The sequence below is a fragment of the Actinoplanes sp. M2I2 genome, assembly GCF_023544445.1.
GTDB lineage: Bacteria > Actinomycetota > Actinomycetes > Mycobacteriales > Micromonosporaceae > Actinoplanes.
Window position 1 is genome coordinate 168,517 of record NZ_JALPVJ010000008.1, and the last position, 11,814, is coordinate 180,330.

The window sequence follows — 11,814 nt, forward strand, 5'->3', positions numbered from 1 at the left end:
GGCGGGCTCGACTCCCATAGCAGATCGGCCGGGCGGGCACGCGATTTCCACAGGCCGTCGCCTTGTCCACAAGGCGAACGATCGTCGGTGGCTACCGGATCGGCATCCCGCGAAGGTGGGCGCCTCATCCGCTTCCGCCCCGCGCTGGAGACCACCGATGCCCGCTGCCCGCCTGCCCCTCGTCGTCACCGCCGACCCCGACCTGCTCGACGACCTGCTGCGCCTCGCCGCCGCCGGCGGCACCAAGGTCGATGTGGCGGCCGACCCGGCCGCCGCCCGCCCGAAATACGGCGCCGCCTCGCTCGTGATCATCGGCGCCGACCAGCTCGAGGCCTGCCTGCGCGCCCGGCTGCCGCGCCGTTCCCGGGTCGCCGTCGTCGGCCACGGCGAGATCGCCGAGCCGATGTGGGAGGCCGCGAACGCCCATGGCGTGGAGCACATCGCCGAGCTGCCCACCGCCGAGTCCTGGGTGGTGGACCGCTTCGCCGAGCAGCTCGATCAGCCGGTCGGCCGGGTGCTGGCGGTCATCGGCGGGCGCGGTGGCGCCGGCGCGAGCACCCTGGCTGCCGGTCTGGCGATGACAGCGACGCGGGACCGTCGGCGCACCCTTCTCCTCGACGCCGACGCGCTCGGTGGCGGCCTCGACATGATGTTCGGCTGGGAGCGCAAGGACGGCCTGCGCTGGTCCGCGCTGGCCGAGGCGGGCGGCCGGGTCGACCCGCCCAGCCTGCTCGGCGCGCTGCCCTGCGACGGCGACCTGGTGCTGCTCTCGTTCGACCGGGACGCCTCACCGTCGCTGCCCGCCGAAGCGATGGCGGCCACCATCGACGCCGGCCGCCGTGCCCGCGACGTGATCGTGGTCGATCTGCCGCGCCGGCTCGACGACGCCGGCGCGCTCGCGCTCGAGTGCGCCGACCAGGTCGTGCTGATCGTGCCGGCCGAGGTGCGGGCGTCGGCGGCCGCGGCCCGGGTCGCCGGGATGGTGCGGGCGCACCGCCGTGACCTGTCCCTGGTGGTCCGCGGGCCGGCGCCGGGACGGCTGCGGGCCCGCGACATCGCCTCGGCGCTCGGGCTGCCGCTGATCGGCACGCTGCGGCCCGAACCGGCGATTTCCCAGCGGATCGAGCACGGCCTGCCCCCGGCGGCCGACGGCAAGGGGCCGCTCGCGCGGCTGTGCCGGCGGATGCTCGCCGACCTCCTGCGGGACGCGGCCGTGGCGGTGGCGGCATGACGGCGTACTCCGGCCTCGGCAGCCGGCTCGCCGCCACCGCCCCGGTCGTGGCCGACCGGGTGCGCCACCGGTTCGCGGTCGACGGCGTGCCGGCGACCCCGGCCGCCGTGGTGCGGGCCGTTCGCGGCGAAGCCGACGTCGCGGTGCTGGGCGACACGACGGTGCTGCGGCTGGCCGACCGGGTCCACGACCAACTGGTCGGGGCCGGACCGCTGGCCCCGCTGCTGGCCGACCCGGACGTCACCGATGTGCTGGTCAACGGGCTGGCGGTCTGGGTCGACCGGGGCGCGGGCCTGCAGCGGGCGCCGGTCGTGCTCGGCGATCGGGAAGAGGTGCGCCGCCTGGCCCAGCGTCTGGCGGCGGCGTGCGGGCGCCGGCTCGACGACGGCCAGCCGTACGCCGATGCCCGGCTGCCCGACGGCACCCGGCTGCACGCCGTGCTGCCCCCGGTGGCAGCCGACGGGCCTTACCTGTCGCTGCGCACCTTTCGGCACCGGCCCTTCCGGCTCGACGAGCTGATCGAGCGGGGCACGGTCCCGCCCACGATCGCCCCGGTGCTGGCGGCGATCGTCGCAGCCCGGCTGGCCTACCTCGTTACCGGCGGCACCGGCAGCGGCAAGACGACGTTGCTGGCGACCCTGCTCGGCATGGTGCCGCCGACCGAGCGCATCGTCCTGGTCGAGGACGCGGCCGAGCTGCGGCCGGCTCACCCGCACGTGGTCGCGCTCCAGGCCCGTACCGCGAACGTCGAGGGGGCGGGCGCGATCGGACTGGCCGACCTGGTGCGGCAGGCGTTGCGGATGCGACCCGACCGTCTCGTCGTGGGGGAGTGCCGGGGCGCCGAGGTCGTCGATCTGCTGGGCGCGCTCAACACCGGGCACGACGGGGGCGCCGGGACGTTGCATGCCAACACCCCGGCCGATGTGCCGGCCCGGCTCGAGGCGCTGGGGATGCTCGGCGGGTTGCCCCGGGCGGCACTGCACGCCCAGGTGGTCGCGGCGCTGCAGGTAGTGCTCCAGGTGCGGCGTACGGACCGGGGGCGCGTCCTCGAGTCGGTGAGTGTGCTGCTGCCGTCCGGCGAGGCGAGGCTCGCGACCGTGGTCCCGGCCTGGCGGCGTCTGCACGGAGCCGGGCCGGGCGCGACGGCCCTGGCCCGCCTGCTGCTCGCCCGCGGCGTGGCCGTGCCCGCGGTCCTCGAGCCGCCGGTGGTGAAGCCGTGATCTGGGGACCCCTGCTCCTCGTGGCCGGCGCGTTGGCGGTCGTCCTGCCCGGCGGCTCGCTCCGGCGGCCCCGGATGTCGTTCGCGGTGCTCGGCAAGCGGGTCGTCGCCGTCGCCGTGGCGACGCCTCGGTCGGCGATGACCGGTGCGGTCGCGGTGACCTCGCTGCTCGGCCTGCTCACCGGAGGACCGGTGGCGGCGGTGATCGCGGGCGCCTACGCGGTGCTCGGCGGCCGGGCGTTGCTGCGCCGGGCCGCCCGGCGGCGGGCGGCCGTCGAACGCTCCGCGGCCCTCGACGCCCTGGCGGCGCTGGCCGCGGACCTGCGGGCCGGACTGCCGCCGGCCGAGGCCCGAGCCGACTCCGACTCCGGCGATCGCCTGCGGCGGCTCACGACGTCGGTGTGGCGACTGGCCGAGCGCACCGGCGCACCCGCCGCCGACCTGGTCGAACGGGTGGAGGCCGACGCCCGCGCGGCCGACCGGGCCGCAGCGTCGGCCACCGCCCAGGCCGCGGGCGCCCAGGCCACGTCGATGATGCTGGCGGCGCTGCCGTTGGCCGGTCTCGGGCTCGGCGTGGCCATGGGCGGCGACCCGTTCCACGTGCTGCTGCGGACGCCGCTGGGCGCCGCCTGCGGGCTCGTCGCGGTCGTCCTTCAGACGGCCGGGCTGCTCTGGTCCGAGCGCCTGGTGGGCGGGGTGACGCGGTGAGCGCCCGGTGCGTGCTGGCCGAATATCTCCGAGCCGGGCGGCCCGGGCGGATGCCGCTGCGGTCGTGCTGCGTGGCGGCGCTGGTGGCCGGCGGTCGCGGGTGCCCGTCACGGCCGGCCGGGAGGCCGACGGTCGAGGAGCGGGTGGCTGTCGCCGACCAGCCGGTGGCCTCGTGACGGCCCTGCTGATCGGGGCGGCGGCTCTCGCGCTGGTCGTCGCGCCGGTGGTCGGCGGCCGAGCGGTGCGACGCCGGCTGGCCCGGCTGCGGGGCGTCCTGTCGTCCCGCTCGGCCGCGTCCGGAGCAGCGGACCCGCGCCGGACACGGATCGTGCTGGCGGTCGCGGCCGGGCTGGCGGTGGCCGGGTTCTTCGGCACCTGGTGGGGCGTCGTGCTCGGCGCGGCCGGCGGGCTCGGGGCCGAGCGTTTTCTGAGGCGGCGCGAACCCACCTCGGTACGGCAGGAGCGCCGCGCCGCCGCGGCCGATCTGCCCCTCGGTGCCGACCTGCTGGCGGCGGCGTTGCGGGCCGGCGTCCCGGTCGACGGCGCGGCGGCCGCGGTCGCCGACGCGCTCGACGGCCCGCTCGGCACGCGCTTGCGCCGCACCGCCCGGTCGCTGGCGCTCGGCGCCGCACCGGCCGAGGCGTGGGCTCACCTCGCCGGCATTCCGGGAGCCGACCGGCTGATCGCCGCGGCCGTGCGCACCAGCGCGAGCGGCGGCGCGCTGGCCGGCGCCCTCGGCCGGCTCGCGGACGACCTGCGGGCCGACCGCGGGGTCGCGATCGAGGCGGCGGCGCAGCGGGCCGGCGTGCTGATCGTGCTGCCACTCGGCCTGTGTTTCCTGCCCGCCTTCCTGCTGGCCGGCCTTGTCCCGGTGCTGATCGCCGTCCTCGGCGACGTCCTCTGACCGACGCCATCGAGGGCCGGCCTCGAGCCGGTCGTCACCGCAACTGAAGTCGTCACGGCAACTGAAGTCGTCACCGCAACTGAAGTCGTCACCGCAACTGAAGTCGTCACCGCAACTGAAGGAGAACCACGTGCGCAATCTCATCGCGAACTTCGCCCGGCTGCGGGCCGAGGCGGCCGACGCCGGCATGAACACAGCCGAGTACGCCGTCGGCACTCTCGCGGCCGTCGCCTTCGCCGGAGTGCTCTACAAGGTCGTGACCAGCACGGGCGTCGCGGGCGCGCTGGACGCGGTCATCGATCGGGCCCTGAAGTGATCGGGCGCCGGTGGCCCGGTCGCGACCGGGGAGCGTTCACCGCCGAGCTCGCGGCCGGGCTGCCGGCGCTCATGCTGCTGCTCCTGGCCGGTCTCACCGCGGTCTCGGCGGTGGCGGCCAAGGGCCAGTGCCTGGACGCTGCCCGCGAGGCGGCCCTGGCCGAAGCCCGCGGCGACTCGGGCGCGGCCGCCGGCGCCCGGGTCGCCCAGACCGGCGCCGAGGTCGACATCGGCGGCGACGCCGACCTCGTGACGGCCCGGGTCCGGGCTCGTCTGCGGGTGCTCGGGGCCAACCTCCCGGCGATCACCGTCGAAGGCACGGCGACGGCCGCGCGAGAACCGGAGCCCGTGCCTTGAGGGACCGGGGCGCGGCGACGATCCTCGTCCTGGCCTTCGGGCTGTTCCTGACGATGGCCGGGGTGGCCGCGGCCGCCGTGGGAGCGGCTCGTGTGGGGCGGCACGCCGCCCGCACGGCGGCCGACCTGGGCGCACTGGCCGGGGCGGCGCAAGCGGTCTTCGGTCCGGAGCTCGCCTGTGCCCGGGCGGAGCAGTTGGTCACCGCCAACGCCGGGCGCATGACGGCGTGCGCGGTCGACGGCCTCGAGATCACCGTGCGCGCCGAGGTCGTCGTCCGGGCCGTCCCCGGTCTGGATCGCCGGGCCGTCGCCACGGCCCGGGCCGGTCCGGTCTCCGCGCCGCCGCCTTGACAGCCACGAGGCGCTGGATATCGGGCCCGCGCGATGCGATGGGGGCGATGCGATGGGGGTCGGGGCCTGATCCGCCGCCGTGACAGGCGCGATGCGCGGGGGCGGGCCCGGGAAGTCGGAACGGGGGCGACCGCGGCTGTCAGCCTTCGGGCCGGCGGGGCGCAGGCGTTGGGGTCGGGTTGTCGGCGGTCGCCAGGGCGGTGAGCACGATGTCGAGCACCTGGACGGCGCCCGGCTTGTGCAGCGGGTTGTTGCCGTTGCCGCACTTGGGGGACTGGACGCAAGAGGGGCAGCCGGCCTCACAGGCGCAGGCGGCGATCGCCTCGCGGGTCGCGGAGAGCCAGGCGGCGGCGGTGGCGTAGGCGCGTTCGGCGAAGCCCGCGCCGCCGGGATGGCCGTCGTAGACGAAGACCGTGGGCGCTTCGGTGTCGACGTGGTTGGCCGTGGACAGGCCACCGATGTCCCAGCGGTCGCACGTCGCCATCAGGGGCAGCAGGCCGATCGCGGCGTGTTCGGCAGCGTGCAGCGCGCCGGGAACGTCCGGCGGTTCCACCCCGGCGATGTCCAGCGCCCGGGGCGAGATGGTGAACCAGACGGCGACCGTGCGCAGCTCGCGCACCGGCAGATCCAGCGGCCTGGTGTCGATCACCTCGCCCGAGCCGAGCCGGCGGCGCTGGTACGAGACGACCTGGCTGGTCACCTCGACCTCGCCCAGATGGAGGCCGACGGGGCCGGCGTTCACCGACGAACGGACGCCGAGCACCGACACGTCCGTGACGTCCCGGGCGTGGGTCGACCAGTCCGGTTCCTCGTGGTGCACCAGCGCCACCGCGTCGTCCAGATCCAGCTCGTCCACCAGGTAGGTCACGCCCTGATGCAGGTAGGCCGCTCCGGTGTGGAGCATGACGTGCGACGACGTCTGGTCGACCGTGCCGAGCAGCCGGCCGGTCGACGACTCCACCACTGAGACGGGGGCGCCGCCGGCCCCGCGCAGGTCGACGTCGGGCCGGCCGGGATGGGTCCAGTACCAGCCCGACGGCCTCTTGCGCAGCGCCCCGGACGCGGTCAGCCCGTCGACCGCCGTCCGGGCCGCGTCGCCGCCGAAGAGCTCGAGATCCTCGGCCTTGAGCGGCGCCTCGGAGGCCGCGCAGCACAGTTGCGGGCCCAGCACGTACGGATTGGCCGGGTCGAGCACGGTCGCCTCGACCGGCCGCCCGAACAGCGCCGACGGGTGATGCACCAGGTAGGTGTCCAGCGGATCGTCCCGGGCGATCAGCACCGCCAGGGCCTCGCCGCCGGCCCGGCCCGCCCGGCCGGCCTGCTGCCACAGCGACGCCCGCGTGCCCGGGTAGCCGCAGATCAGCACCGCGTCGAGCCCGACCAGGTCGACGCCCAGCTCGAGCGCGTTGGTCGAGGCCAGCGCGAGCAGCTCGCCCGACATCAGCGCGCGCTCGATCCGGCGGCGGTCCTCCTTGAGATACCCGGCCCGGTACGCCGCCACCCGGTCGCCGAGGCCGGGCACCGCCTCGTCCAGCGACCGCCGGGTCATCGTGGCGACCACCTCGGCCCCGCGCCGCGAGCGGACGAACGCGAGTGTCCGGGTGCCGGCCACCACCGCGTCGGCGAGCAGGTCGGCCGTCTCGCTGAGCGCGGACCGGCGCTCCGGCGGGACGTCCGGGTTGTCCGGCGACGGGGGCAGCAGCGGCGGCTCCCACAGGGCGAACGTCGTCGCTCCCCGTGGGGACGTGTCCGTGGTCACGGCGGTCACGGGCAGCCCGGTCAGGCGGGACGCGGCGTCGGCCGGGTCGCCCGACGTCGCCGAGGCCAGGACGAACGTGGGCGAACCGCCATACCGGGCGGACAACCGCCGCAGCCGGCGCAGCACGTGCGAGACGTGCGAGCCGAACACCCCGCGGTAGGCGTGGCACTCGTCGACCACCACGTACGAGAGCCGGCGCAGGAAGGCGCCCCAGCGTGAGTGGCCCGGCAACAGGCCGTGGTGGAGCATGTCGGGGTTGGTCAGCACCAGCCGGGAGTGCTGCCGGATCCACTCCCGCTCCTCCCGCGAGGTGTCACCGTCGTATGTGGCCGGCCGGACGCTGTCGAGCCCGAGCTTGGCCACCGCCCGTAACTGGTCGGCGGCCAGCGCCTTGGTCGGCGAGAGGTAGAGCGCCGTCGCCCGCGGGTCGTCGGTCAGCCGGGACAGCACCGGCAGCTGGTACGCCAGCGACTTGCCCGAGGCCGTGCCGGTGGCGACCACGACGTGCGTTCCGCCGGCGGCGAGCGATGCGGCGACGGCCTGGTGTTCCCAGGGCTGGGCGATCCCGTGCGCGCCGAGCGCGGCGATCACGTCGGGAGCCGCCCACTCGGGCCACGGGGCCGTGCGGCCCGCACGGGCCGGGATCTGCTCGACGTGGGTGACCGGGGAAGCCGACGTGCGCGCCCTCAGCCGGTGGAGCAGCTCGGCGGGGCTCTGGGCGGTCGACGTCACGTCCAGCACTGTGACACCGGAATGGCGCGAACCTCAAACGGGTACGACGGTGGAGCCGGACGGCGGGCCATTACCGGGCGGTGGTTAGATTCGCAGGGGAGATCGGCTGCCGGCAGTGCCGCTACGTGCACAGGTCGGTTACGCGCATGAGTGTGCCCCCGGCAGGGAGGAGGAGCGATGGAGCTGTCCCTTGCGACCCGCACCGTCGACGAGCACACGGTGCTCGAGGTCGGCGGCGAGGTCGACGTCTATACGGCTCCGAGGTTGCGCGAGCGCCTCGTCGAGCTGGTCGACTCGGGGGTGCGCAACGTCGTCGTCGACCTCGGCGGCGTCGAGTTCCTCGACTCCACGGGCCTGGGTGTGCTGGTCGGCGCGATGAAGCGGCTGCGGGTGGCGAACGGGCGGTTCAGCCTGGTCTGCTCCAAGGAGGCCCTTCTCAAGATCTTCCGGATCACGGCGCTCGACCAGGTGTTCCCGATCTTCCCCACGATCGAGGCGGCGACCCGGGACAGCGACGGCAGCGCGACTTCGTGATGGCGACGGTTCGGCTGTCCTTTTCCCCGGCACCCGTGCACGTCCGCACGGCCCGGCTGGTCGGCGTCGCGGTGGCCCGGCGGGCCGGTGTGGCCGAGGAACTGCTGGACGAGGTCCGGCTGGCGATCGGTGAGGCGTGCACCCGAGCGGTCGCCCTGCACAACCAGTACGGCCTGGCCGACCTGGTGACGGTCGAGATGTCTGATTCGGAGGCATATGCCGTCCGGGTCATCGATCACGCCCCGATCGAGGCGAGCGTCGGCCTGACCAAGCTGCCGCCGGACGAGCTGGCCGACGAGTCGCTGACCGACGAGGCACTGACCACCGGCGTAGGTTTCGCCCTGCTCGCCGGTTTTGTCGATGACCTGCAGGTACGCCCGGTGGAGGACGGTCCGGGCACCGAGGTCCGGATGGTCTGGCCGGTCCAGCGTCGCTGAGCAGTTTTCAACGCTGAGCAGTCTTCAACGCTGAGCAGTCATCAACAAACTGGACAAATCCCGGACGATATCAACCTGCGTCCATACCCCGTCATCCGCCTGCTAACACAGCGGCAAACATCACCACGACACGGCTGCAGTCAGGTGTGACCAGGACCACGGTCGGCCGATACAGTACGCGAGTTATCAGCTACTGCTCCCTGGTCCCGCGGCCGCGGGGCCCAGTTGTCGTCTCCCCTTGGACGGGGATGCGCCCGGACGTTCTCGTCCAGTTTGCTCCGGGCGCGGTCGGTGTACAGGAGGACATTGATGTCCGGGACCTCATTAAGTGGTTCTAACGTCACGTTTGTCATCGTCGCCCTGGTCTTCGCGCTCATCGCGCTGGGCTTCGCGGCGATGTTCGTCCAGTCGGTTCTCAAGGCCGGCCGGGGCACCAAGAAAATGCAGGAGATCGCCGGAGCCGTCCAAGAAGGCGCGTCGGCTTACCTGTTCCGCCAGTTCAAGACGCTTGCCATCTTTGTAGTGATCGCGGTCATCCTGCTCTTCCTCCTGCCGGTGCACGACACCGACAACGAGGTTTGGGTCAAGATCGGCCGCTCGCTGTTCTTCATCGTCGGTGCCGTGTTCAGCTCGTTCATCGGTGGCGCGGGCATGGCGCTGGCCACCCGGGCCAACCTGCGGGTGGCCGCGGCGGCGAGCGAGAACGGCGGCCGGGAGACCGCGATGGGCATCGCCTTCCGCACCGGTGGTGTGGTCGGCTTCCTCACCGTCGGTCTCGGCCTGTTCGGTGGCGCGCTCGTCGTGCTGCTGTTCCGCAGCGACGCTCCCACCGTGCTCGAGGGCTTCGGCTTCGGCGCCGCGCTGCTCGCCATGTTCATGCGGGTCGGCGGCGGCATCTTCACCAAGGCCGCCGACGTCGGCGCCGACCTGGTCGGCAAGGTCGAGCAGGGCATCCCCGAGGACGACCCGCGTAACGCCGCGACGATCGCCGACAACGTGGGCGACAACGTCGGCGACTGCGCCGGCATGGCGGCCGACCTCTTCGAGTCGTACGCGGTGACCCTGGTGGCCGCCCTGATCCTGGGTCAGGTCGCGTTCGGTCAGGACGGTCTGATCTTCCCGCTGATCGTCTCCACGGTCGGTGTCGTGATCGCCATCATCGGTGTGTTCATCACCCGGCTGCGGCCGAGCGACCGCAACGGTCTGACCGCCATCAACCGGGCGTTCTACATCTCCGCCGTCATCTCGGCGATCGTCGTCGCCGTGGTCAGCTTCATCTACTTGCCGTCCACGTTCGCCGGCTTCAACGACGAGAACATCGACGCGGGCGTCCTGGCCAGCGGCCGCGACCCGCGCTGGCTCGCCGTCGGCGCGGTCGTCATCGGCATCGTGCTGGCCGCCGCCATCCAGGCGCTGACCGGCTACTTCACCGAGACCAACCGGCGCCCGGTGCAGGACATCGGCAAGTCGTCGCAGACCGGCGCGGCCACCGTCGTGCTGGCCGGCATCAGCGTCGGCCTGGAGTCCGCGGTCTACTCGGCGCTGCTGCTCGGCGCCGGTGTCTACGGCGCGTTCCTGCTGGGTGGATCGTCGCTCACCCTGTCGCTGTTCGCGGTGGCGCTCGCCGGCACCGGCCTGCTGACCACCGTCGGCGTCATCGTCGCCATGGACACCTTCGGCCCGATCTCGGACAACGCGCAGGGCATCGCCGAGATGTCCGGTGACGTCGACGAGAAGGGCGCGCAGATCCTCACCGAGCTCGACGCCGTCGGCAACACCACCAAGGCGATCACCAAGGGCATCGCGATCGCGACGGCCGTGCTCGCGGCGACCGCGCTGTTCGGCTCCTACACCAACAGCCTGGCCACCTCGCTGGCCGACGCCGGCATCGACGCCGGCCAGGTCGGCAACGAGATCCTCGGCCTGCTGAACATCGCGAACCCCCGCAACCTGGTCGGCCTGCTGATCGGCGCGGCCGTGGTGTTCCTCTTCTCCGGCCTGGCCATCAACGCCGTGTCCCGCTCGGCGGGCGCGGTCGTCATGGAGGTCCGCCGGCAGTTCCGCGAGTTCCCCGGCATCATGGACGGCACCCAGCGGCCCGAGTACGGCCGGGTGGTCGACATCTGCACCCGGGACGCGCAGCGCGAGCTGCTCACCCCCGGTCTGCTGGCCATCCTGGCGCCGATCGCGGTCGGCTTCGGCCTGGGCGCCGGCGCGCTGGCGTCCTACCTGGCCGGTGCGATCGGCACCGGCACGCTGATGGCGGTCTTCCTGTCCAACTCCGGTGGAGCCTGGGACAACGCCAAGAAGCTGGTCGAGGACGGCAACTTCGGCGGCAAGGGCTCCGACGCGCACGAGGCGACGATCATCGGCGACACCGTCGGCGACCCGTTCAAGGACACCGCGGGCCCGGCCATCAACCCGCTGATCAAGGTGATGAACCTGGTGTCGCTGCTGATCGCCCCGGCCGTCGTGGCCTGGAGCATCGGCAACAACCAGAACGACGCGTTGCGGATCACCATCGCGGTCGCGGCCGCGCTGATCATCGCGGGCGCGGTCGTGTGGAGCAAGCGCAAGCCGATCTCCATGGGCGACGACGCTCCGTCGAGCTCGTCCACGCCGACCACCAAGGTCACCGCCTGACAACCGCAGTGAACCCCGCGGGGGCACCCGGCAATTGCCGGGTGCCCCGCACCATAGATGAGGTTGTCGGACCTTGCCCGTACGCTGCATGCCATGCGCCCGGCCCGCCCCCTCGCATTGCTGGTTCTGCTCGCTCTCGTGACGTCACTCACCGGTTGCTCCGGCGCGCCCAACGCCCGGGCGTGGGCCTCCTCGGTGTGCACCACTCTCGCGCCCTGGCGCACCGAGATCGGCTCGCTGACCAAACGCACCCAGCAGCAGATGGAGACGGCGACCACTCCCCGTCAGGCCAAGGAAAACCTGATGCGGCTGTTCGGCGGGGCCGAGGACGCGAGTGAGCGGGCCCGTGCGGGGGTCGTCAAGGCCGGCGTGCCCGACGTGGACGACGGCGCTCAGATCGCCGAGGGCTTCACCAATTCGCTGGCCGCCACGCGCGACGCCTACGCCCGGGCCAGGAGCGGCGTCGAGGGCCTCGCGACCGCCCCCGCCGAGACCTTCTACCAGCAGGTCGCCAAGGTCGTCGAGCAGCTGCAGACCGACTACCAGGCGAGCAGTCTCGACACCGGCAATCTCCATTCCGTCGAGCTCAAGTCGGCGTTCGACGAAGTGTCCGAGTGCCGGTGAG

The 11,814-nt window shown here is 73.5% G+C and carries 13 protein-coding genes; 12 read left to right on the forward strand and 1 reads right to left on the reverse strand.

Features of this window, described 5'->3' with window-relative positions:
- The first annotated feature begins 157 nt into the window (after positions 1 to 157).
- The 8 genes from ssd to HJC40_RS17850 all read left to right on the forward strand — a co-directional run bounded on the left by ssd (position 158) and on the right by HJC40_RS17850 (position 5,084).
- Positions 158 to 1,231, forward strand: coding sequence for a septum site-determining protein Ssd (gene ssd, locus HJC40_RS17815; protein ID WP_250002235.1), 1,074 nt, complete (start codon positions 158 to 160; stop codon positions 1,229 to 1,231).
- Complete coding sequence (locus HJC40_RS17820; RefSeq protein ID WP_250002236.1) at positions 1,228 to 2,451, forward strand: TadA family conjugal transfer-associated ATPase; 1,224 nt, start codon at positions 1,228 to 1,230, stop codon at positions 2,449 to 2,451. Before ssd ends, HJC40_RS17820 begins: the two co-directional genes overlap by 4 nt.
- On the forward strand, positions 2,448 to 3,158 hold the full coding sequence (locus tag HJC40_RS17825; RefSeq protein WP_250002237.1) for a hypothetical protein: 711 nt from the start codon (positions 2,448 to 2,450) through the stop codon (positions 3,156 to 3,158). Before HJC40_RS17820 ends, HJC40_RS17825 begins: the two co-directional genes overlap by 4 nt.
- Positions 3,155 to 3,334 (forward strand): hypothetical protein, encoded by a 180-nt coding sequence (locus tag HJC40_RS17830; protein WP_250002238.1) that lies wholly within the window; start codon positions 3,155 to 3,157, stop codon positions 3,332 to 3,334. The genes HJC40_RS17825 and HJC40_RS17830 overlap by 4 nt, the downstream gene beginning before the upstream one ends.
- The gene (locus HJC40_RS17835) at positions 3,331 to 4,062 is read left to right on the forward strand and encodes a type II secretion system F family protein (protein ID WP_374272065.1); all 732 of its coding nucleotides are present in this window, start codon (positions 3,331 to 3,333) and stop codon (positions 4,060 to 4,062) included. The genes HJC40_RS17830 and HJC40_RS17835 overlap by 4 nt, the downstream gene beginning before the upstream one ends.
- Before the next feature lie 187 nt (positions 4,063 to 4,249).
- Positions 4,250 to 4,378: a DUF4244 domain-containing protein gene (locus tag HJC40_RS17840; RefSeq protein ID WP_250002493.1), complete on the forward strand. Its 129-nt coding sequence runs from the start codon at positions 4,250 to 4,252 to the stop codon at positions 4,376 to 4,378.
- Entirely contained in the window at positions 4,375 to 4,734 is a 360-nt protein-coding gene (locus HJC40_RS17845; RefSeq protein ID WP_374272067.1) for a TadE family type IV pilus minor pilin, read from the forward strand. The genes HJC40_RS17840 and HJC40_RS17845 overlap by 4 nt, the downstream gene beginning before the upstream one ends.
- Positions 4,731 to 5,084, forward strand: coding sequence for an Rv3654c family TadE-like protein (locus HJC40_RS17850; RefSeq protein ID WP_250002239.1), 354 nt, complete (start codon positions 4,731 to 4,733; stop codon positions 5,082 to 5,084). Before HJC40_RS17845 ends, HJC40_RS17850 begins: the two co-directional genes overlap by 4 nt.
- 139 nt (positions 5,085 to 5,223) lie before the next feature.
- Here HJC40_RS17850 and HJC40_RS17855 read toward each other — a convergent pair whose 3' ends face one another.
- The gene (locus HJC40_RS17855; RefSeq protein WP_374272069.1) at positions 5,224 to 7,575 is read right to left on the reverse strand and encodes a DEAD/DEAH box helicase; all 2,352 of its coding nucleotides are present in this window, start codon (positions 7,573 to 7,575) and stop codon (positions 5,224 to 5,226) included.
- Positions 7,576 to 7,752: 177 nt separating this feature from the next.
- Here HJC40_RS17855 and HJC40_RS17860 point away from each other — a divergent pair, with 177 nt between their 5' ends.
- The 4 genes from HJC40_RS17860 (at position 7,753) to HJC40_RS17875 (ending at position 11,813) form a co-directional block, all read left to right on the forward strand.
- Positions 7,753 to 8,109 (forward strand): STAS domain-containing protein, encoded by a 357-nt coding sequence (locus HJC40_RS17860; RefSeq protein ID WP_250002241.1) that lies wholly within the window; start codon positions 7,753 to 7,755, stop codon positions 8,107 to 8,109.
- On the forward strand, positions 8,106 to 8,546 hold the full coding sequence (locus HJC40_RS17865) for an ATP-binding protein (RefSeq protein ID WP_250002242.1): 441 nt from the start codon (positions 8,106 to 8,108) through the stop codon (positions 8,544 to 8,546). Before HJC40_RS17860 ends, HJC40_RS17865 begins: the two co-directional genes overlap by 4 nt.
- A gap of 309 nt (positions 8,547 to 8,855) precedes the next feature.
- Positions 8,856 to 11,189, forward strand: coding sequence for a sodium-translocating pyrophosphatase (locus HJC40_RS17870; protein WP_250002243.1), 2,334 nt, complete (start codon positions 8,856 to 8,858; stop codon positions 11,187 to 11,189).
- Positions 11,190 to 11,282: 93 nt separating this feature from the next.
- Complete coding sequence (locus tag HJC40_RS17875; protein WP_250002244.1) at positions 11,283 to 11,813, forward strand: hypothetical protein; 531 nt, start codon at positions 11,283 to 11,285, stop codon at positions 11,811 to 11,813.
- Position 11,814 lies beyond the last annotated feature (1 nt).